We start from the raw sequence: 21,212 nt of genomic DNA, 5'->3' as shown, positions 1-21,212 counted from the left end.
ACTGTATTGTCCCCATTTCTTCACCGAAGTTGATTTATCTGCTACAGAAGTTGATTTATCTGATACAGAAGTTGATTTATCTGATACAGAAGTTGATTTATCCGACAAATTTCTGTTGTTTTTCGTCAACTTCCGGAGAGAATTCAGGCTATGACTCGACAGCCAATAGGCATGCCGCTAAAATGGCGCGTCTAATTTTGTCCTGAGGCTAATGAGAGACACCTTTTCCCTTTTAGCGAAGGGTCAGGATATCGCTGATTAGTTCGGTGTGAGCATCGTGCCATATACCGATACTCGATTTGAAACGGCGCCTGAGGGCGTAATACAAAAATGTGGCCACATAGTGGATGTGGCTCATGCTCTCGGTAACCACTGAGACAGTTTTGAGGTTTATAAATAATGCAAGCTACTGTTGAAACTCTAGAAGGCCTAGAACGCCGTCTTATTATTACTGTTCCTGCTTCTAACATTGAAGATGCGGTGACAGCTGAACTTCGCAACATCGCAAAAAACCGTCGTTTTGATGGTTTCCGCAAAGGCAAAGTGCCTATGAAAATGGTTGCGCAGATGTACGGCAAAGCAGTACGTCAGGATGTGCTGGGTGAAGTGATGCAGCGTCACTTTATCGAAGCTATTGTAAAAGAAAAAATTAATCCTGCTGGCGCACCTACTTTTGAACCTGTAAATAATGAAGCAGGCAAAGATCTGGTTTTCAACGCGACATTTGAAGTTTATCCGGAAATCGAACTGAAAGGTCTGGAGAATATTGTTGTAGAAAAACCAGCGACAGCAGTGAACGATGCAGATGTGGATGACATGATTGAAACTCTGCGTAAGCAGCAGTCTGCATGGGTTGTTGTGGATGAAGCGGCTGAAGATGGTAAGCGTGCGACTATCGACTTTACCGGTTCTATCGATGGTGAAGAGTTTGAAGGCGGTAAAGCAGAAAGCTTCCCTCTGGAAATGGGTGCTGGCCGCATGATCCCTGGTTTTGAAGATGGCATCGCTGGTAAAACTGCGGGTATGGAATTCGAAATCGATGTGACTTTCCCAGAAGATTATCATGCAGAAAACCTGAAAGGTAAAGCAGCTAAATTCTTGATCAAAGTAATCAAAGTTGAAGCCCGTGAACTGCCTGAACTGACTGACGAATTCGTTGCTAAGTTTGGTGTAACTGAAGGCGGTATTGACGCTCTGAAAGCTGAAGTTCGTAAGAACATGGAACGTGAACTGAAACAAGCGGTGAAGACCCGTATTAAAGAGCAGGCACTTGACGGTCTGGTTAAAGAAAACGAAATCGATGTTCCTGCTGCACTTATTGACCAGGAAATCGGTGCGCTTCGTCAGCAGGCTGCTCAGCGTTTCGGCGGTAATCCTGAAGCTGCGGCACAGCTGCCTCGTGAACTGTTCGAAGATCAGGCTAAGCGTCGTGTGATGGTCGGCCTGTTGCTGGGTGAAGTGATCTCTGCTGAAGAGCTGAAAGCGGACGATGAGAAAGTGAAAGAACTGATCAACGAAATGGCGACCGCTTATGAAGATCCAACTGAAGTTGTTGCTTACTACGAGCAGAATGAGCAGATGATGCAGAACATGCGTAATGTGGCTCTGGAAGAGCAGGCGATTGATGCGATTCTGGCCAAAGCTCAGGTTTCTGAGAAAGAAGTTAGCTTTAACGAGCTGATGAACCAGCAGCCAGCCGCTTAATCTCAAATTTAACCATGCAGAAAATTTGACATTGTTTTAACTTTTCTGCTAACAATGGTCCGTATGAGATATTCATCCGGGCCATTTATTTTAGGGATATAAGAATGAGCTACCAAAACAACGACCCAATGTCGCCAATTATGAATGCGCTGATACCTATGGTGGTTGAACAAACTTCCCGTGGCGAGCGTTCATATGATATCTATTCACGTTTACTGAAAGAACGCATTATTTTTCTGACTGGTCAGGTAGAAGACCAGATGGCGAATATTGTTGCTGCTCAGTTACTGTTTCTTGAATCTGAAAATCCGGACAAGGATATCTTCCTGTATATCAACTCTCCGGGAGGCAGTGTGACTGCCGGTATGTCTATTTATGACACCATGCAGTTCATCAAGCCTGATGTCAGCACGGTTTGCATGGGACAGGCATGCTCAATGGGGGCTTTCCTGCTGGCGGGTGGTGCAAAAGGTAAGCGTCATGTGCTGCCGAACTCAAGGGTGATGATCCATCAGCCACTGGGTGGCTTCCAGGGACAGGCATCGGATATTCAGATCCATGCTCAGGAAATTCTGACAATTAAAGAAAAACTAAACCGACTGCTTGCAGAACATACCGGTCAGCCATTAGAAGTTATTGAACGTGATACAGATCGTGATAACTTTATGTCCGGTGCACAGGCAGTGGAATATGGACTGGTTGACTCAGTGCTGACCCGCCGCGGCGAGTAAATTCCCCGAAGCAATTTGGTCAGAATTGATATACACTGAAACCATATAAGTAAAGGCTAAAGAGGTTAGCGAATGACAGATAAAAGCAAAGAGAGTGGTAGCGGTAAGCTGCTGTATTGCTCTTTCTGCGGTAAAAGCCAGCATGAAGTCCGTAAACTGATTGCCGGCCCTTCAGTATACATCTGTGATGAATGTGTTGATCTTTGTAACGATATTATTCGTGAAGAGATAAAAGAAGCAATGCCGAAGAAAGAGTCGGAACCATTGCCGACTCCGCGCGAAATTCGTGATCACCTTGATGACTATGTCATTGGTCAGGAATATGCCAAGAAAGTACTTGCTGTTGCCGTTTACAACCACTACAAGCGTCTGCGTAACGGTGATGTGACGGCTGATGGTGTGGAACTTGGCAAAAGTAATATCTTGCTTATCGGGCCGACAGGAAGCGGTAAAACCTTGCTGGCAGAAACGCTGGCACGTTTTCTGGACGTTCCGTTTACTATGGCAGATGCCACAACACTGACAGAAGCTGGTTATGTAGGTGAAGATGTCGAGAACATCATCCAGAAACTGCTGCAGAAATGTGATTATGACGTTGCCAAAGCTGAACGTGGTATCGTCTATATTGATGAAATTGATAAAATTTCCCGTAAATCAGAAAATCCGTCCATTACCCGTGATGTATCGGGTGAAGGGGTTCAGCAGGCATTGTTGAAGCTGGTTGAAGGTACGATTGCTTCTGTTCCGCCTCAGGGAGGGCGTAAGCATCCTCAGCAGGAATTTCTGCAGGTTGATACTTCCAAGATCCTGTTCATCTGTGGCGGGGCGTTTGCCGGCTTGGATAAGGTGATTGAACAGCGTGTCGCTACTGGTACAGGTATCGGTTTTGGCGCAGAAGTTCGTTCCAAAGATGAAACCAAAACTATTGGTGAGCTGTTTACTCAGGTTGAACCGGAAGATTTGGTGAAATATGGTCTGATCCCCGAATTTATCGGACGCCTGCCGGTCACTACAACACTGACTGAGCTGGATGAAGAAGCTCTGATCCAGATCCTTTGTGAGCCGAAAAATGCATTGACCAAGCAATATGCCGCTCTGTTTGAGCTGGAAAACACAGAGCTGGAGTTCCGTGAAGACGCACTGCGTGCTATTGCCAAGAAGGCGATGGAACGTAAAACCGGAGCTCGTGGTCTTCGTTCCATTCTGGAAAGTGTATTGCTGGAAACCATGTACGAACTGCCATCTTCTGTTGATGTCAGCAAAGTCGTTATCGACGAATCCGTAATCAATGGTGAATCTGAACCTTTACTGATATATGAAGGTAAAGAGAATCAGGCAGCCGGTGCAGAATAAAAACTGCAATGAATCTGGATAGGGGGTAAGAAATTACTCCCTTTTTTTATCTTTATTTTGTTGAATCCCCTTAAATAGTCCCCATATTCTTTTTGATAAGAACAAGCGGATAGAGAGACATATATGAACTTGGAACGTTCCGAGCGTATCGAGATTCCCGTATTGCCGTTACGAGATGTGGTTGTATACCCTCACATGGTAATCCCTTTGTTTGTTGGCCGGGAAAAATCCATTCGCTGCCTTGAATCAGCGATGGAAAGCAGCAAACAAATCTTGTTAGTCGCCCAAAAAGAAGCTGATACCGACGAACCTGCAATCGACGATCTGTTTGCCATCGGTACAGTTGCAACGATTCTTCAGCTGCTGAAACTGCCTGACGGCACGGTTAAAGTACTGGTTGAAGGGCAACAGCGAGCTAAGATTCACAGCTTTAAAGAAAATGATTTCTTTGTTGCCGATGCCGAGTACCTGACTACACCTCTGATGGATGAGAAAGAAGAAGAGGTCATTGTCCGGAGTGCTATCAATCAGTTTGAAGGTTTTATCAAGCTGAATAAGAAAATTCCGCCGGAAGTACTGACGTCGCTGAATGGCATTGATGATGCAGCCCGTCTGGCCGATACCATAGCAGCACATATGCCTCTGAAGCTGGCTGAAAAACAGCAGGTACTGGAAATCATTGACGTCAACGAGCGTCTTGAATTCCTGATGGGTCAGATGGAAGCTGAAATTGATCTGCTGCAGGTAGAAAAACGCATCCGTGGCCGGGTGAAAAAGCAGATGGAAAAATCCCAGCGTGAATATTATCTGAATGAACAGATGAAAGCGATTCAGAAAGAGCTGGGTGAAATGGATGATGCTCCGGATGAATTTGAGACACTGAAGAAGAAGATCGAAGCATCCAAAATGCCGCAGGAAGCCCGTGAAAAAACCGAGCAGGAACTGAATAAGCTGAAGATGATGTCACCAATGTCAGCAGAAGCGACGGTGGTACGCAGCTATATCGACTGGATGGTAAATGTTCCGTGGACGAAACGTTCGAAGGTGAAGAAAGATCTGGCGAAAGCGGAAGAGATCCTGAATGAAGACCATTATGGTCTGGAGCGGGTGAAAGAACGTATTCTGGAATACCTCGCGGTACAGCACAGAGTCAGCAAATTAAAAGGTCCGATTCTGTGTTTGGTGGGGCCTCCGGGGGTTGGTAAAACATCACTGGGACGTTCTATTGCTGCTGCTACCGGGCGTAAATATACCCGTATGGCGCTGGGTGGGGTGCGTGATGAGGCTGAAATTCGTGGCCATCGCCGTACCTATATCGGTTCTCTGCCGGGTAAACTGATCCAGAAAATGTCTAAGGTCGGCGTGAAAAACCCGTTGTTCCTGCTGGATGAGATCGACAAAATGTCTTCTGATATGCGTGGAGACCCGTCTTCAGCACTGCTGGAAGTACTGGATCCTGAACAGAATAACTCGTTTAACGACCATTATCTGGAAGTGGATTACGATCTTTCAGATGTGATGTTTGTCGCGACATCTAATTCGATGAACATTCCCGGGCCGTTGCTGGATCGTATGGAAGTGATTCGTCTGTCAGGGTATACCGAAGATGAAAAACTGAATATTGCTAAACGCCATTTAGTCGGTAAGCAAATAGAGCGCAATGGTCTGAAACCGCATGAGGTTGAGATCGACGATTCTGCCATTATCGGTATTATCCGTTACTACACTCGTGAAGCGGGTGTGCGTGGAATGGAACGTGAAATTTCGAAGATCTGTCGTAAGGCGGTCAAAAATATCCTACTTAACCCGAAACTGAAACAAGTCGTGGTTACGATAGACAACCTGAAAGATTATCTTGGTGTTCAGCGTTTTGATTATGGTAAAGCTGACGAGAGCAATCGAATCGGTCAGGTTACCGGTCTGGCATGGACTGAAGTTGGTGGTGATCTCCTGACTATCGAAACTGAAGCTATGCCGGGTAAAGGCAAGTTGACACAGACGGGGTCTCTCGGTGATGTGATGCAGGAATCGATTCAGGCTGCGATGACAGTGGTTCGTACCCGCACGGCTAAACTGGGTATCAACGAAGATTTCTACGAGAAACGGGATATCCACGTTCACGTACCGGAAGGTGCTACACCAAAAGACGGACCAAGTGCCGGTATCGCTATGTGCACAGCGCTGGTGTCCAGTTTGACAGGCAACCCGGTTCGGGCGGATGTGGCAATGACAGGTGAAATTACTCTGCGAGGCGAAGTATTGCCAATCGGCGGATTAAAAGAAAAACTGCTTGCAGCACACCGTGGTGGGATCAAAACGGTACTGATTCCAAAAGACAATGAACGGGATTTGGAAGAAATCCCGGACAATGTGATTGCTGATCTGGAAGTGAAACCCGTTCAATGGATTGACGAAGTTTTAAGCGTTGCTCTTGAACATAATCCATCCGGATTCACTGTTGAGGCTAAAAATAGTGATATAGAGCAAAAATAACCAAAAGAATCACGCTGATAAGTTGAAAAACACTTGTCAGCGTTTTTTTTGGAAGCTAAGTTAACCAACTATAGCAAAAGCTAGGTATTTCAAGGCTTGCGCTTAATTTCAACATCAAATGGAACGTAAGTTACCGACTAAAAAAATAAAGGGTAACGATAAGGGGAATTACAGTGAACAAAACACAATTAGTGGAAAAAATCGCAGAAAATGCAGATCTGTCTAAAGCGTCAGCTGGCCGTGCACTTGATGCATTCATCGAAGCTGTTACAGAAACGCTAAAGGCAGACGATCAGGTTGCTCTGGTTGGTTTCGGTACTTTCAGTGTTCGTACTCGTGCAGCACGTACAGGCCGTAACCCAAAAACTGGCGAAGAGATCCAAATCGCCGAAGCTAAAGTACCTGCATTCAAAGCAGGTAAAGCACTAAAAGATGCTTGTAACTGATATAAGCTTATTTTGCGGTAAGCTTTGTTAGCCTTGGCTTACCCGTTCTTATTTATGCGCATCGTACTGGTGCGCATTTCTTTTTCTGATATCATCAGACATTCAATTTTATTGAGTGGTATCGAGCTCTATTTCCGGAGATTAGTTAGATTATGATGGATCGACTGCGCGAAGGCGTAAACAGCATCGCGGTTAAAATTATTCTTGGACTCATTATCCTTTCTTTTGTATTTGCCGGAGTGGGTAATTACATTATCGGCGGCAGCGGAAATGCGGCGGCCAAAGTAGGTAATACTGAAATTGGTCGCGGGGCATTTGAGCAGGCATATCAGAGCGAACGTAATCGTATGCAGGCGCAGATGGGGGACTATTTTTCCAATCTCCTTGCCGATCCGGCTTATGTTCAGTCTTTCCGTAAATCTGTTCTGGATAGAATGATTAACGAAGTACTGCTGGAGCAGTATGCTGCATCACTAGGTCTGCGGATCAGTGATGAACAGGTACGAAATGAAATTCTGAACATGGAACCGTTTTTGAATGACGGTAAGTTTGATCAGGATATTTATCAGGCCGCTCTGCGCAGAGCCGGTTATACGGTGGACAGCTTTGCTGAGTATCTGCGCCGTGACTTGACCCGTCAACAGGTGCGTGCCGCTGTACAAAACAGTGTATTCTCTCTGAGTAATGAGGTGGCGGCTCTGAGTCAGTTGATCACCCAAAAACGGGATATTCAGACGATTACTCTGATGCTGGATGATTTTGCCAGACGTGTGGAGCTGACCGATGAAGAACTGCAGACCTATTATGATACACATCAGGCGAACTATACGCGTCCGGAGCAGATGAAAGTCGCTTACCTTGAACTGTCGGCAGAAGCACTGAAGGAACAGGTGTCAGTCTCTGAGAAAGAGGCGCAGCAGTACTACGCGGAACAAATCAGTAAATACACCACGCAGGAACAGCGTCAGCTGAGTCATATTCTGGTTGAAGGTGACGATGAGGCTAAAGCCCAGAGTATCCTTGATGAACTGAACAGTGGTGCAGATTTTACCGCTCTGGCAAAAGCCAAATCTGAGGACGTAGGTAGTGCTCAGGAAGGTGGTCTACTTGGCTGGATTGAGAAGGGAGTCATGGATCCTGCATTTGAAGAGGCGGCGTTTGCTCTGGAAAAAACGGGTGATACCACAGGATTGGTGAAGTCTTCGTTTGGCTACCATATCATTCGTCTGGATGCCATCCGGGCTGCACAGGCGAAGCCTTATGATCAGGTGGCCGATGAGATTAAATCTGACATTGCAGAGCAGAAAGCGGTAGAACGTTTCTATGAACTGCAGACCGAGCTGGAAACCGTTGCATTTGAATATCCGAACTCTCTGGATGATGCCGCGAAGGCCGTTGCTTTACCGGTACAGAATACCGACTTTATTTCTTTGGATGATGCTCCTGAATCTCTGAGTTCTGCAGCCGTTCTGCAGGCTCTGGGATCGGCGGAAGTGAAAGATGATCGTTTGAACTCTGAGGTGATTGAAATTGCACCTGAGCATGTTGTGGTTGTCCGGATCAATGATCTTCGTGATGAGGCCGTATTGCCATTTGATGAAGTCAAACCATTGGTTGTGACTGAGTTGTCTGATGCGAAAGGCGAACAGCAGGCAAAAGAGCTGGCCGTTAAAGTGATGGATGAACTGAAGGCGGGTAATGATGCAGTTCTGGCAGAACACAATCTGGCCTGGGGGGAAACTGAATCAGTAGACAGGGGTTCTGAGCTTTCTTCGGCAGTGTTTGCTATGCCGAAGCCTGAAGAGGGCAAAGCGGTTTACTCTCAGACAACGGATATGCAGGGTAATGTAGTTCTTATTGCACTGTCAGCGGTGAGTACGGACATTGAACCAATGTATACCGAGCAGATTGGCAGCCAGTTGGTCAGTGCAGAAGGTCAGCAGGATTTAACTGTGCTGATGAAAGACCTGCGGGAGAAGGCTGATATTGAGTACTATGCTATCAGTACTCAGCCGTAGTTTTTTGTAACTGCTATTTGTATTCACGAGCCGCTTATGCGGCTCGTTCTATTTTGTTTATCCGGATAGCGACAATATTGCCTGGCTCGTTATAGTAAAGCCTTTCACAGAAGAAGGTATCACTATGAAATATTTAAAATTATTGTTAGCAACATTATTGGCGTGTTCTTTTTCCTGCACAGTTTTGGCTGAAACAGCCAGTGGCGAAACCAAAACAGACAGCAGTACCCATGAGGGGATCCGGATCACCGTGAACATCAATACGGCTCCGGCAGAAGAGTTGTCAACGTTACTGTTGGGTATCGGACTGAAAAAGGCTCAGAGTATCGTTGATTACCGAACAGAAAACGGGCCGTTCAAGAGTGCAGACGAATTGCAGAAAGTAAAAGGTATCGGTTCTGCTACTATTGAGAAAAACCGGGAACGGATCCTCTTATAATCAGAATACAGCAATGTTTTATGATCTGCCGGTGTCTCTGTTCCGGCAGATCATTTATGTCTGTTCTTATCTTTAGGATGAGTCACTATAGTGAGTAAGCCACCGGTTATGCCGCCGATCAGATGTGCTTCAATGGCAACTCTGGCACCAATCAAACTGGCAGTGTCCGCAGAAGCGCCATACCATTGTTCCCAGCCGATTTTTATACTAATGCCTGCCACCAGCAACCAACTGGACTGTCTGCCGCTGAGAGCTTCTTTCAGTGCATAATAGGCAAATATTCCGTGCAGAATACCTGAAAGACCAAGGTATATCTGCATAGATGACAGAAGGAGAGTGATACCGACTATGGCGGAAATAAGGCTGAGTACCGACAGCAAATTTTTTACTGCGGGGCGGAACAGGTTTCCCATAAGCCATAACGCCAGCAGATTCATACCCATATGGGGCAGGTTGGTGTGCGTATAGTTGCCGGTTAAAATTCGCCACCATTGACCTTGTTTTATCAGCTCCTTATTCCATTCAGCAAGGCTCTGGAGTTCAGGGAGCTGCAGCAGGAAAACGATTATGCTGATAAGTAGCAAGGCAAGGTACAGACGCATGATATGACTCAGTGATATTAACGGGCAGCAAACAGTTGCTGATGTAGCCTCTGGGCATAACCGTCGGTCATTGCTGCTATATAATCGGAGATTATTCGCATCCCCTGAGTCGTGTTCTGACTGGCTAGCAGCCACTTCTGGCGCGTGGTTTGCGGAAGCAGCCGTTCGGGATCACTGCTGAGTGCTTCAAACAGATCCATAATAATCTGTTGTCCTTTGTATTCGAATCGCTGCACTTCCGGGATCTGGATAACATAGTCATTGACAAAGCATTTGAAAATGGTCAGTGCATCGCTGAGATGGGTGTCAAGCATGGCATTGTAACTCAGCAGATCACAACGGAATTCAGCTCCGGAGACTCTGGCGATATGAATACCGGTCAGCAGGGTATTTACAATTCCGCCGATGGCGTCTTTTCTTAGATAATGTTCCCCGGAAAACAGCATTTGGCTGATTTGGTGTATATTCTCTTCAAACCAAGGGTTGTCGCATTCCGCAAGACGGGCGGCAGCAGATTCCTGCCATTGCTGACGGCTGATCAGCCCCAGTACAATGGCATCTTCAAGATCATGCACTCCATAAGCAATATCATCCGCCAGCTCCATAATGGAACAGTCCAGAGATTTATAGCGGGTTTTCTTATGCTGGTCAGGTGCAACCTGACGGCTGCGCATGGCTGAGAGTGCGGCCTTATCGGTATCTGTCAGGGGAGACAGTACCCAGTCCAGTTCTCCTTTATCACAGTCGTACAGCCCTTTGGCCGGAATCCACTCTTTTGCTTTCATCTGTCGTTGATGGCTTACTGCTTGCGGACGCTGTTCCCGCTGGGTCTGGCTGAGCAGCGCCGGATACTTGAGCAGACCCAGCAGGGTGCGCCGGGAAAGGTTCATGCCGTTGTTTTTCGTATAAGGTTCCAGTTGGGTGACAATACGAAATGTCTGGGCATTTCCCTCAAATCCACCGTGATCACGCATCACATAGTTGAGAGCTACTTCACCGCCGTGCCCGTATGGCGGGTGGCCGATATCATGTGCCAAGCAGAGGGCTTCTATCAGACTCATACCAGGCAATAAAGGGATAAACTCGGGTTGTTTGCGCTTCAACTGTTCCAGAATGCCTGAACCGATTTGTGCGGCTTCCAGAGAGTGAGTCAGACGGGTGCGGTGAAAATCATTTACCCCAGTGCCATGTACCTGAGTTTTCGCCTGCAGGCGGCGGAAAGCAGCAGAGTGCAGTATCCGTGCCCGATCCCGCTGGAACGGATCCCGGTGATCCTGACGTCTTAGTTTGTGTTCATTATTGATCCGCTGTTGCCAGAGTTCCTGCGTGTCTGTATCCATGCTGTTTCAACCAACTGTTTATTCGTATAGGTATAATCTACTTATTTAAATCTTTCAGAAGATTGTGCAATGCCTGATTATCAGAAAATTCTTTAGCCAGTTTTTTTTCAAAACGCTGCCATTTTCTGCCAACTTTCTTTCTGCCCATAAAGCTAATATAGTTACTCAGTGGTAGAAACTCCGCATTACCGATATTATCAATAATCACCATTCGTGTTATCCCGGAAGGGGTTTTCTGACAGACGATATTTCTGTGGGCTAAACTTTTTGTAATGATTCTTTGTTCTAGTAAATAATGTTTTAAATCTGCAAGAGTCTTTAATAAATCACTATAGTATGTTTGAGTTCTGTCAGGATCGGATAAATAATAGCCTAACGTCTTAGATACACTGTTATCCGTGTCTACGACCAAATCAAATACTGAACCTGCTCCCAGATCAGTATCCACGTCCCCATGATATTGAGACAATAAATCCCAGCTGATGCCACGATTTTGGAGATGCTTATAGTATGATTTCTCCCGCTCAATCTCTCGCGTATCATACTGGTTATCAAAAATAACTTTTATGCATAATTCCGGACGTTGCGGATGACGGTAGACTTCCCGGTGATGGCCCCGGCCAACAAAACCAGATTTATCAATATGAATCATAACTACTCTTAACCCTGAAAATTTTCTCTAATATGGAACATACATAAATTAGCCTGAAATTTTATCGAATGTTGTTGTGCAGCTATCACAAAAGATATCCATAAAATCTTTTACTTCAGGCATTGTCTCGATAAGTTTTTCTATACGGGGTTCGAGTCCTTCCCTGACGTGTAAAAACTCATCATTACTGAATCTTAACTCATTCAATGCCTTAATATAAGCAGCCAGTATATCTGCCGCTTTCACAATGGCCTTATATTCAGTATCGACATTTTTCTGAACGAGCAAACTGGCGAATTCATCACGTAAATCTTCCGGTAAAGTTTCCAGACATTCCTGTTCGGCAATATCTTCGAGCTTTTTAAATGCAGCAGTAAACTCTGGGCTGTGGTACTTGGTTTTTGAGTTGATGTCCTGAAGTTTTGTTTCTGAGATTTCGTGATAAATAGCAACGACGGCAGCTCTTTCCGGACTCAGATTTCCGTTATAACGCTTATTTCTGATCACGGTCAGCAGATGGGCAATGACTGAAACCTGATGCGAGTGTTCAGACACATTTTCTTCCTGAAAACAGTGCATCAGCGCCCAACGTTTGATCAGTGGCATACGAGTGACCCATGCCATAAACGTGCTTTGTTTTTTCTTCACTGGATTATCCTTATGCGACAGCCCTACAGGTTACTGCAAGCTTAACCAACTCGAAAAGGGTTTTATAGAGCGGATTGCTATTTTTACTATCGGTGACTGAGACAATCAAGGCTCCTGGAAAGGAGCCGTGATAAGCAGTGATTACTGACTATATGTTGAGAGGAAGCGTTCAAAGCGGCCGATAGCCACTTCCAGATCCTCTACATGCGGTAAAGTGACGATGCGGAAATGGTTAGGCTCTGGCCAGTTGAAGCCGGTACCCTGTACCAAAAGAACCTTTTCCTGCACAAGGAAATCCAGAACCATTTTCTGGTCATCTTTAATGCTGTACATATTGGTGTCAATTTTCGGGAACAGATACATGGCTCCTTTCGGTTTAACACAACTGACCCCCGGCACCTGGTTGATCAGTTCCCAGGCTCTGTCCCGCTGCTCAAGTAAACGGCCACCCGGCAGGATCAGCTCATTGATACTTTGATATCCGCCAAGCGCAGTCTGAATGGCGTGCTGCATCGGTACATTGGCACAGAGACGCATAGAGGCAAGCATATCCAGTCCGGAAATGTAGCCGTCAGCTTGTTGTTTCGGACCTGTCAGGAACATCCATCCGCTACGGAAACCACATACGCGGTAGGCTTTTGACAGGCCGTTGAAGGTCATGATCAATACATCGTCGGCCAGTGTGGCAATGGAGGTATGGGTTGCTCCGTCGTATAACACCTTGTCGTAGATTTCGTCGGCAAAAATGATCAATTTATGCTGACGGGCGATATCCAGAACTTCCAGCAGAAAATCACGACTGTATACCGCACCTGTCGGGTTGTTTGGATTGATTAGGACAATACCGCGGGTTTTGGGGGTGATTTTACTTTTAATATCGTTCAGATCGGGGAACCAATCCGCTTGTTCATCACACAAATAGTGTACAGCATTGCCGCCGGACAGCGATACCGCGGCTGTCCACAGTGGATAATCCGGAGCGGGTACCAGCATTTCATCGCCATTATTAAGCAGCGCCTGCATTGCCATCACGATCAGTTCAGAGACTCCGTTACCGACATATACATCTTCGACATCCAAAGAACGGATCCCGCGTTTCTGATAATGCTGAACGATAGCCTTACGGGCAGAATACAAGCCTTTGGAATCGGCATAGCCCTGAGATGTCGGTAGGTTACGGATTACATCGACCAGGATTTCGTCCGGGGCATCAAAACCAAACGGGGCGGGATTACCAATATTCAGCTTTAGTATTTTGTGTCCTTCTTCTTCCATGCGTTTAGCATGTTTAAGCACTGGCCCGCGAATGTCATAGCAGACATTATCGAGTTTTTTTGACATCCCGATATTTTGCATTGTTTTGATTCCTGATAGTCCGGTCTTTAAGTTATTAAAGTACACCAATTTGTGTGTTTAAAGTATAAAAATCTATCTCTAACTGGTCGGTCTTTATCCGTTTAAAATAAGAAAAGTAGTAAATGAGATAGGCAGGCTTGATTTGCGCACAGGCACGCCATAGAGTAACCGTGTCACTGAATATACTACGAGAAGAGGTTGATTTGTTTCACATACGTCAAGCTGTTACTGAACTAACGGAACAGGTAAAGGTCGCCGGAGATTCGGACGTACGTGTTACTCAGCCTGTTTCTGCGGGGAGTATCGCTTTAATCGACTGGCTGAATACTCAGCCTCTGTTCCCCAAATTTTACTGGTATTCCAGAAATGGTGAAGAAGAGGTCGCTGCACTCGGGCAGATATGTACATTTTCTGAACCGGAGCCGGCCTATGCTTTAATCAGTGATGAGCAGCGGATCTGGGGGGGACGCGCCTTTGACGGGCATACCGGTAAGAATCCGGATTTTCCGTCGGCTTTCTTTTTTCTGCCACAAATTGAATTGTTCCGTCAGGGAGAACAGTGGATGCTGGCGGTTAATCTGGGAGAAAAAAGAGAAGATGCGCTACAGGCTCTGGCGTCTCTGTTACCTGCTGAGCCATTACCTGTCCCAATTGAAGCCTGCATTCATTCTGTTTCCCATACTCCGGATTTTTCCGGCTGGCAGTCACTGCTGGAGGATGCACTACAGCGTATTGAAAACAATGCGTTTAAGAAAGTAGTGCTGGCCCGGCAGAGTACGGTTGTACCTGACCGGCCTGTATCGGCGGCTCAGTTGCTGAAGACCAGCATGATAAGCAACAGAGACAGTTTTCATTTTATGCTGGCCATCAAGCCGGGCAGCAGTTTTATCGGTTCAACACCAGAACGCCTCTATCTGCGTGACGGATTAAGTCTGGAAACGGAAGCTCTGGCCGGGACGATCGGACGCGGTAGTGATGCACGTCAAGATCAGGAACTGGCCGACTGGCTGGTGCATGATGAAAAAAACCTGACAGAAAATCAGTTCGTCGTTGATGATATTATTGACTGTCTGAATCCGTATGCTGATGTTATTGATGTTGAAGCCGAGGCTCATCTGGTTTGTCTGCGCAAGGTGCAGCACCTGAAACGGAAGATCCATGCTTGTCTGAAACCCGGCATTAATGGTGTTCATCTGCTGGCGGCATTGCAGCCGACAGCAGCCGTTGCGGGGCTGCCAAGAGCAGCAGCTCTGGCGTATATTCTGGATAAAGAACCTTTTCCCCGGGGATGGTATGCCGGATCAATGGGATATATCAGCCATCAAAAAGCCCAGATCTGTGTGGCAATCCGTAGCGCAGAAGTGTCTGACGGGCTGATCCGTCTGTACGCGGGAGCCGGTATTCTGCCAGGATCCGATGCGGAATTTGAATGGCAGGAACTGGACCGGAAGATGTCAACACTGCTTAGTCTTTTAAAAGAAACAGCAGATAAAGAACGTGTGTCAGTTGAAGGGAATACAGTAATGCAAGAGAACAAACAGCCATGACGAGTTACGGTCAGGAACAGGCGGTACTGAACCGTGTATGGAGTCAACTGATTCTGGAAGAACTGACCCGCTTTGGTGTTCGGCAGATATGTATTGCACCGGGTTCCCGTTCAACGCCGCTGACCCTTGAAGCAGATGCAAACTCTTTACTGACGATCCATACACATTTTGATGAACGCGGACTGGGTTTTTTCGCTCTGGGGATGGCAAAAGCCACCAATGCACCGGTTGCTGTAGTGGTGACTTCAGGAACGGCCGTTGCGAATCTGTTACCGGCTATTGCCGAGGCTAATCTGACGGGCGAAAAATTGGTGATATTAAGTGCCGATCGCCCGAAAGAACTTATCGACTGCGGAGCCAATCAGGCTATTGAACAGAACGGGATCTTTGCATCACATGTTGTTGCCTCTCTGAATCTGCCTGCTCCCTGTTCATCTGTTCCTCCTGCCTGGCTGCTGACATCGCTGGATCAGCTTCTGTATAAGCAATGCCACTCAGGCAGTGTGGTACACATTAACTGTCCGTTCCCTGAGCCACTGTATACTCAACTGAGTAAGACCGTTTTTTCCGACTATCTCCAGCCGCTACTGGGCTGGCAGGATGATGATCAGCCATATACCGTGCAGCAATATGAATCAGTCCCTGCCGTACAGACCCTGTCGGGAGCATTCTCGGATAAGAAAGGGGTGGTTATCGCCGCTAGTCTGGATCTGCAGGATGCGCTTGCGGCGCAACGTTTCGCCAGTGCGATGGGTTTTCCTCTGTTGTGTGATCCCCAGTCGGGTATCAGCAGTGGCTGGGCTCATTATGATCTCTGGCTGCAGGTGGATGAGTACCGGAAAAAACTGGCAGAATGTGATCTTATTATCCAGTTTGGTGCCCGTATGGTTTCCAAACGGCTTAATACTTTTATCTGTTCTCAGTGCAGTGATCCCCAGTGTGATTACTGGTTGATCTCCCCTCAACACAAGCGTCTGAATCCGGATCACCTACGGCAGACTCATGTTGTGGCGAATGCTTCTGTCTGGGTTCAGCAGCAGCTTTCTTTCCCTATTAAATCTGAATGTGACGGCTGGGCTGACGGACTGATAAAACACGCAGCTCAGATTAGTGAGTTACTGAAAAAAGACCGCACATTGACGGAACTGAATCTGGCTGTTCATCTTTCTGAATTAGCAGGTGGGCAAGATCTGTTTATCGGTAACAGCCTGATTGTCCGTCTGGTGGATATGGCATCCCGTCTGGAACAAAATCGGGTATACGCCAACCGCGGAGCATCAGGTATTGATGGTCTGATCGCTACAGCTGCCGGTGTGCAGCGTGCTAATGCCTCTCCTATGCTGGTGCTAATCGGCGACACTTCGCTGCTGTACGATATCAATTCACTGGCGTTATTCTGCCAGACGAAGCAGCCTGTGGTGATCCTTGTCACCAACAATGACGGTGGGGCGATATTTGATCTTTTACCGGTTCCGGATCAGCAGAAGCAGTTTCTGTACCGGATGCCGCATGGTTTTACGTTTGAGCATGCCGCCAGTCAGTTTCGGCTGGGTTACCTTGTCCCGGATTCGCTGGATAGCCTCCTGATTCAGGTAAGCCATCATCTGAGCAGTGGTTCCGGAACGTTACTGGTTGAAGTTCAGACTCCTCAAGGGCAGACGGCGACAGACATCAGACAGCGGATAGAACAGATCCATGCTTTACACTAGATTTACCGAACCCGCAGGCGGCGCTCCGTCCAGAGGTACTTTGGTGTTGATACATGGCTTGCTGGGAAATACTCGTGACTGGGAAGCCGTGGTTAATGAACTGAAGGATTATGCAGTACTGACGGTTGATCTGCCGGGACATGGTTGCAGCTCGCTTATTTCCTGTGATGGCTTTGACGATTGCTGTCAGCTTGTTCTGTCTGCAATTTTGAATGGAATCCCCCCCCGGTATCTGACCGGGCCGGTTTTTTTGATCGGTTACTCTCTGGGAGCCCGGATTATTATGTATGGTCTGAGTTATCACGGATTTGATGCGTTGGATCTTGGTGGTTGTATTCTGGAAGGGGGGAATACGGGACTGCAGTCACAAGCAGAGATACAGCAGCGTTTGATGGGGGACCGGCTATGGGCAGTACGTTTTGAACGGGAGCCGATAGAGCAGGTACTGGCCGACTGGTATCGTCAGCCGGTATTTTCTTCTCTTACCCCTGAGCAGAGAACACATCTGGTGCAAAAGCGCAGTCATAATGATGGCCGAGGTGTGAGCCGGATGCTAATGGCCACTTCTTTGGCTAAGCAGCCGTATCTGCGGGATTCCCTAAAAGGTAGTCATATTCCACTGCATTATCTGTGCGGTGAAAGAGATCAAAAATTTTCCGAATTAGCTGAACAAAGCGGGCTATCCTTTACCCGAGCAAAGCATGCCGGACACAATGTTCACAGTGAGCAGCCGCATGCATTCGCACAGCTGGTTCGAACTATCATAACTGAGATACAAACAGGACAATTGGAATAAATCATGGCAAGAACCGTTGGTATTACTGAAGAAGAACTCTATGCGCCGGTAAACTGGAGCGATTGCAGCTCCGACTATGAAGATATCCTTTATCACAAATCTGAAGATGGAATCGCAAAGATTACTATTGCCCGTCCTCAGGTACGCAATGCTTTTCGCCCTCAGACCGTCAGTGAGATGCTGAAAGCTCTGGCGGATGCACGTTATGACGAAGGTGTGGGCGTTATTATTCTGACCGGCCTGGGGGATGAAGCTTTCTGTTCCGGCGGTGATCAGAAAATTCGTGGCGATTACGGTGGCTACCGGGATGAAGAAGGAACGCATCATCTGAATGTGCTGGATTTTCAGCGTCAGATCCGAACCTGCCCTAAGCCGGTTATTGCTTCTGTTGCCGGTTATGCCGTTGGTGGTGGCCACGTGCTGCATATGATGTGTGACCTGACTATCGCTGCAGAAAATGCCCAGTTTGGTCAGACCGGACCCAAAGTCGGCTCATTTGATGGTGGCTGGGGGGCTTCTTATATGGCTCGTATCGTCGGACAGAAGAAAGCCCGTGAAATCTGGTTCCTGTGCCGTTTTTATGATGCTCAGGAAGCACTGGATATGGGGCTGGTGAATACCGTTGTGCCGGTTGATGCTCTGGAAAAAGAAACCATACGCTGGTGCCGGGAAGTCTTACAGCACAGTCCGATGGCATTGCGTTGTCTGAAGGCCGCTCTGAATGCCGATTGCGACGGGCAGGCAGGATTACAGGAATTGGCTGGTAATGCAACCATGCTGTTCTATATGACAGAAGAGGGACAGGAAGGACGTAATTCATTCAATGAAAAGCGGCGTCCGGACTTTTCTAAGTTTCCGCGAAATCCGTAGAACACAGATAAGAATCTATCCTACAAAATAAGAACAAAGAGAAACATTACTATGCGTCAAGCAAAGTTATACCGCTACCGGTTACCAATGGATAGCGGATTTATTTTACGTGATAACAAGTTAACAGAGCGGGAAGGCTGGATTGCTGCTCTGACTGACGATGGCCGGACCGGATACGGAGAGATTGCTCCGCTTCCCGGCTTTAGCAGTGAAACTGCAGAGGAAGCCGGGCAACAGGCTCAGGCGCAACTGGAGTTATGGGTTAACGGAGCCGAACTTTCTTATGATGAGTTGTATCCTTCCGTTGCATTTGCCCTGTCGATGGCTGTGTGTGAACTGAAAGGAGAACTGCCGCAGGAAGGTAATTACTTCGCAGCTCCGCTATGCACTGGTGACCCTGATGGCATGCTGCCGCTGTTGGAAAAAATTCCCAGCGAACGAAAAGTAGCAAAAGTTAAGGTTGGTATGTACGAGCCTATCCGTGATGGGATGATCGTTAATCTTTTTCTGGAAAGTATGCCGCAACTTATGCTGCGACTTGATTCCAACCGTAGCTGGACGGCTGAACAGGCAGGAAAATTTGCCAGTTATATTAATCCGTCTTTTCGTCATCGGATAGAGTACCTGGAAGAGCCGTGTAAGGAACCGGGAAAAAGTTTTTCATTTGCTATTGATACCGGTATTGCAATTGCGTGGGATGAAACCTTGCAACAGGCTGTTAATAATCCGGATTTTCATCTGGAGCAGTTGACCGGAGCGAAAGTGATTGTGATTAAGCCGACTTTGATTGGATCAGTACCGCGTTGTATTTCTCTGGTCGAGCAGGCGAGGAAGCAGGGAATGGGTGTGGTGATCAGCTCTGCGATTGAATCCAGTCTGGCACTAAACCAATTGGCCAGAATGGCAAAATGGCTGACGCCGGAGCAGATCCCGGGGCTGGATACCATGCGTTTTTATCAGGCACAGCTTGAAGTTCCATGGCCTGAATGTGAACTGCCGCTTCAATCATTGACGGATCAGGAGTTGGTCTGGAGCAGCTAAGACGATGACAAGGCAGGAAGATATGACAGAGGATTTATACCGTCTGGTCAGAAAATGGGCCAGAGAGCGCCCGGATGCGATCGCATTAAAGAGTGCAACTTCTGAGGTTACCTGGTTTCATCTGGATGATGCTGTACATAATATGAGTCAGTGTCTGCGTGAACAGGACATCGATAATGGCGATGTCGTTGCAGCCGTGTCCAAAAATTCGGTTGAGCTGCTGCTGCTGTATCTTGCCTGTCTGAATATTGGTGCCTTATGTGCACTATTGGCACCTCAGCCATTTTCCCGGCTGGAAGCCAAATTAAATGTGCTTGGAACCGATCGGGTCTGGCTGGGGAAAGGCCATGGCAAGGTTATGGAACATATGACTTCACAGCAGAAAGTTACGTTTTCCGGTTGGTCTCCTGTGGATTTATCGACCTCCTTTTTCCGTCATATAGACTGGGGCGAAGCGTTTCATAACCATCCGCTGGATCTGGCCAGTATCGTGTTCACTTCGGGCTCTACGGCTGAACCTAAGGCTGTTGCCCACAGTGCTTCTCAGCATATTGCATCCGCTGAAGGCTTATTGCAAACGCTACATTTTTCCCCATCAGATAGCTGGTTGCTTAGTCTGCCCATGTACCATGTTTCCGGGCTGGCTATTGTCTGGCGCTGGCTGTTTAGCGGAGCGCGACTGATTATTGGTGAAGGCAAGGATTTGCAGGCCGATCTGCAGGGAGCCACGCATGCTTCTCTGGTGCCTACTCAGTTGCAACGTTTACTGGAAAAAGGGGTGAAGCTACCTTTGACTCATGTGCTGTTGGGCGGTGCCCGTATACCGGTCAGTTTGGCACAACAGGCTCGTGAACAGGGTATCGAAACCTGGCTGGGGTACGGTATGACCGAATCGGCCTCGACGGTGACGGCTAAAATTGCTGACGGGCAGGAGGGCGTGGGCGAAATCCTGCCCAACAGGGATTTGAAAATAGACGGTAAGCATATTTATATTGGCGGAAAAACTCTGGCTTCTGGCTATTACCGGAAAGGGAAGCTGACGCCGTTGACCCACGATGGCTGGTTCAATACCAAAGATCTTGGTGACTGGTTGAATGGAGAGCTGAGAGTTCTGGGCAGGGAAGACAACCTATTTGTATCCGGAGGGGAGAATATTCACTGTGAATCGATTGAAAGGGTGCTTAATGAGCTGCCTGACATTCACTGTGCTGTGGTTATACCGGTTGCTGACAGCGAATTTGGTGCCCGTCCCGTTGCCATACTGGCTTGTGACCGGATGCCGGAAAAGCTGCATCTGGAGAATTATCTGGCAGGGCAGTTGGAAAAATATAAATGGCCGATTGCCTACTACCAGTTGCCGTCGGAGCTCATGAGTACCGAAGGCATTAAGGTTGCCCGGCAGGCTGTTAATCAATGGTTTTTTGCTAACCACCGCTATTTCAGCCGGGTAAAAATATAAGGTTTATC

At 47.3% G+C, this 21,212-nt stretch carries 18 protein-coding genes; 13 read left to right on the top strand and 5 right to left on the bottom strand.

Annotated elements, in window-relative coordinates; all coding sequences use genetic code 11:
* Positions 1 to 399: 399 nt before the first annotated feature.
* The 7 genes from tig (at position 400) to CSW98_RS14400 (ending at position 9,184) form a co-directional block, all read left to right on the top strand.
* Positions 400 to 1,704 (top strand): trigger factor, encoded by a 1,305-nt coding sequence (gene tig, locus CSW98_RS14430; protein WP_100801181.1) that lies wholly within the window; start codon positions 400 to 402, stop codon positions 1,702 to 1,704.
* Between the two features lie 104 nt (positions 1,705 to 1,808).
* On the top strand, positions 1,809 to 2,435 hold the full coding sequence (clpP, locus tag CSW98_RS14425; protein ID WP_100801180.1) for an ATP-dependent Clp endopeptidase proteolytic subunit ClpP: 627 nt from the start codon (positions 1,809 to 1,811) through the stop codon (positions 2,433 to 2,435).
* Positions 2,436 to 2,507: 72 nt separating this feature from the next.
* Entirely contained in the window at positions 2,508 to 3,788 is a 1,281-nt protein-coding gene (gene clpX, locus CSW98_RS14420) for an ATP-dependent protease ATP-binding subunit ClpX (RefSeq protein WP_100801179.1), read from the top strand.
* Positions 3,789 to 3,911: 123 nt separating this feature from the next.
* Complete coding sequence (gene lon, locus CSW98_RS14415; protein WP_100801178.1) at positions 3,912 to 6,281, top strand: endopeptidase La; 2,370 nt, start codon at positions 3,912 to 3,914, stop codon at positions 6,279 to 6,281.
* A 173-nt stretch (positions 6,282 to 6,454) separates the two neighbouring features.
* Positions 6,455 to 6,727 (top strand): non-specific DNA-binding protein Hbs, encoded by a 273-nt coding sequence (hbs, locus tag CSW98_RS14410; protein WP_100801177.1) that lies wholly within the window; start codon positions 6,455 to 6,457, stop codon positions 6,725 to 6,727.
* A 152-nt stretch (positions 6,728 to 6,879) separates the two neighbouring features.
* A complete protein-coding gene (gene ppiD / locus CSW98_RS14405) occupies positions 6,880 to 8,745 on the top strand; it encodes a peptidylprolyl isomerase (RefSeq protein WP_100801176.1) in 1,866 nt (621 codons plus the stop codon).
* A gap of 124 nt (positions 8,746 to 8,869) precedes the next feature.
* Entirely contained in the window at positions 8,870 to 9,184 is a 315-nt protein-coding gene (locus tag CSW98_RS14400; protein ID WP_100801175.1) for a ComEA family DNA-binding protein, read from the top strand.
* A gap of 50 nt (positions 9,185 to 9,234) precedes the next feature.
* Here CSW98_RS14400 and rrtA read toward each other — a convergent pair whose 3' ends face one another.
* The 5 genes from rrtA to CSW98_RS14375 form a co-directional block, all read right to left on the bottom strand.
* Complete coding sequence (rrtA, locus tag CSW98_RS14395) at positions 9,235 to 9,786, bottom strand: rhombosortase (RefSeq protein WP_100801174.1); 552 nt, start codon at positions 9,784 to 9,786, stop codon at positions 9,235 to 9,237.
* Positions 9,787 to 9,803: 17 nt separating this feature from the next.
* On the bottom strand, positions 9,804 to 11,126 hold the full coding sequence (locus CSW98_RS14390) for an anti-phage deoxyguanosine triphosphatase (RefSeq protein ID WP_100801173.1): 1,323 nt from the start codon (positions 11,124 to 11,126) through the stop codon (positions 9,804 to 9,806).
* A gap of 37 nt (positions 11,127 to 11,163) precedes the next feature.
* Positions 11,164 to 11,778, bottom strand: coding sequence for a YrbL family protein (locus CSW98_RS14385; protein ID WP_100801172.1), 615 nt, complete (start codon positions 11,776 to 11,778; stop codon positions 11,164 to 11,166).
* Positions 11,779 to 11,826: 48 nt separating this feature from the next.
* Positions 11,827 to 12,426, bottom strand: a complete 600-nt coding sequence (yfbR, locus tag CSW98_RS14380) for a 5'-deoxynucleotidase (protein ID WP_100801171.1) — start codon at positions 12,424 to 12,426, stop codon at positions 11,827 to 11,829.
* A gap of 141 nt (positions 12,427 to 12,567) precedes the next feature.
* A complete protein-coding gene (locus CSW98_RS14375; RefSeq protein ID WP_100801170.1) occupies positions 12,568 to 13,782 on the bottom strand; it encodes a pyridoxal phosphate-dependent aminotransferase in 1,215 nt (404 codons plus the stop codon).
* 203 nt (positions 13,783 to 13,985) lie between these two features.
* On the opposite strand from CSW98_RS14375, the gene CSW98_RS14370 reads away from it, so the two are divergent.
* From CSW98_RS14370 to menE, 6 genes are read left to right on the top strand one after another with little or no spacing between them, the layout of a single operon-like run.
* Positions 13,986 to 15,329, top strand: a complete 1,344-nt coding sequence (locus CSW98_RS14370) for an isochorismate synthase (protein WP_100801307.1) — start codon at positions 13,986 to 13,988, stop codon at positions 15,327 to 15,329.
* Complete coding sequence (menD, locus tag CSW98_RS14365; protein WP_100801169.1) at positions 15,326 to 17,038, top strand: 2-succinyl-5-enolpyruvyl-6-hydroxy-3-cyclohexene-1-carboxylic-acid synthase; 1,713 nt, start codon at positions 15,326 to 15,328, stop codon at positions 17,036 to 17,038. The genes CSW98_RS14370 and menD overlap by 4 nt, the downstream gene beginning before the upstream one ends.
* Positions 17,025 to 17,834 carry a 2-succinyl-6-hydroxy-2,4-cyclohexadiene-1-carboxylate synthase gene (gene menH / locus CSW98_RS14360; RefSeq protein ID WP_100801168.1) on the top strand — a complete coding sequence of 270 codons (810 nt, stop codon included), beginning with the start codon at positions 17,025 to 17,027 and terminating at the stop codon, positions 17,832 to 17,834. Before menD ends, menH begins: the two co-directional genes overlap by 14 nt.
* A gap of 3 nt (positions 17,835 to 17,837) precedes the next feature.
* A complete protein-coding gene (gene menB, locus CSW98_RS14355; RefSeq protein WP_100801167.1) occupies positions 17,838 to 18,704 on the top strand; it encodes a 1,4-dihydroxy-2-naphthoyl-CoA synthase in 867 nt (288 codons plus the stop codon).
* Positions 18,705 to 18,755: 51 nt separating this feature from the next.
* Positions 18,756 to 19,745, top strand: coding sequence for an o-succinylbenzoate synthase (gene menC, locus CSW98_RS14350; RefSeq protein WP_100801166.1), 990 nt, complete (start codon positions 18,756 to 18,758; stop codon positions 19,743 to 19,745).
* 22 nt (positions 19,746 to 19,767) lie between these two features.
* Positions 19,768 to 21,204: an o-succinylbenzoate--CoA ligase gene (menE, locus tag CSW98_RS14345; protein ID WP_100801306.1), complete on the top strand. Its 1,437-nt coding sequence runs from the start codon at positions 19,768 to 19,770 to the stop codon at positions 21,202 to 21,204.
* Positions 21,205 to 21,212 lie beyond the last annotated feature (8 nt).

It is taken from the genome of Vibrio sp. HA2012 (assembly GCF_002812955.1).
Taxonomy (GTDB): Bacteria; Pseudomonadota; Gammaproteobacteria; order Enterobacterales; family Vibrionaceae; genus Vibrio.
The sequence above is the reverse complement of the archived record's forward strand: the minus strand, read 5'-3'. Positions and strand labels throughout refer to the sequence as shown.

Bases quoted from the DNA above. Each gene is read 5' to 3' on its own strand.
- tig (WP_100801181.1), top strand. From the start codon at position 400: ATGCAAGCTACTGTTGAAACTCTAGAAGGCCTAGAACGCCGTCTTATT.
- clpP (WP_100801180.1), top strand. From the start codon at position 1,809: ATGAGCTACCAAAACAACGACCCAATGTCGCCAATTATGAATGCGCTG.
- clpX (WP_100801179.1), top strand. From the start codon at position 2,508: ATGACAGATAAAAGCAAAGAGAGTGGTAGCGGTAAGCTGCTGTATTGC.
- lon (WP_100801178.1), top strand. From the start codon at position 3,912: ATGAACTTGGAACGTTCCGAGCGTATCGAGATTCCCGTATTGCCGTTA.
- ppiD (WP_100801176.1), top strand. From the start codon at position 6,880: ATGATGGATCGACTGCGCGAAGGCGTAAACAGCATCGCGGTTAAAATT.
- CSW98_RS14400 (WP_100801175.1), top strand. From the start codon at position 8,870: ATGAAATATTTAAAATTATTGTTAGCAACATTATTGGCGTGTTCTTTT.
- rrtA (WP_100801174.1), bottom strand. From the start codon at position 9,786: ATGCGTCTGTACCTTGCCTTGCTACTTATCAGCATAATCGTTTTCCTG.
- CSW98_RS14390 (WP_100801173.1), bottom strand. From the start codon at position 11,126: ATGGATACAGACACGCAGGAACTCTGGCAACAGCGGATCAATAATGAA.
- CSW98_RS14385 (WP_100801172.1), bottom strand. From the start codon at position 11,778: ATGATTCATATTGATAAATCTGGTTTTGTTGGCCGGGGCCATCACCGG.
- CSW98_RS14375 (WP_100801170.1), bottom strand. From the start codon at position 13,782: ATGCAAAATATCGGGATGTCAAAAAAACTCGATAATGTCTGCTATGAC.
- menD (WP_100801169.1), top strand. From the start codon at position 15,326: ATGACGAGTTACGGTCAGGAACAGGCGGTACTGAACCGTGTATGGAGT.
- menH (WP_100801168.1), top strand. From the start codon at position 17,025: ATGCTTTACACTAGATTTACCGAACCCGCAGGCGGCGCTCCGTCCAGA.
- menB (WP_100801167.1), top strand. From the start codon at position 17,838: ATGGCAAGAACCGTTGGTATTACTGAAGAAGAACTCTATGCGCCGGTA.
- menC (WP_100801166.1), top strand. From the start codon at position 18,756: ATGCGTCAAGCAAAGTTATACCGCTACCGGTTACCAATGGATAGCGGA.
- menE (WP_100801306.1), top strand. From the start codon at position 19,768: ATGACAGAGGATTTATACCGTCTGGTCAGAAAATGGGCCAGAGAGCGC.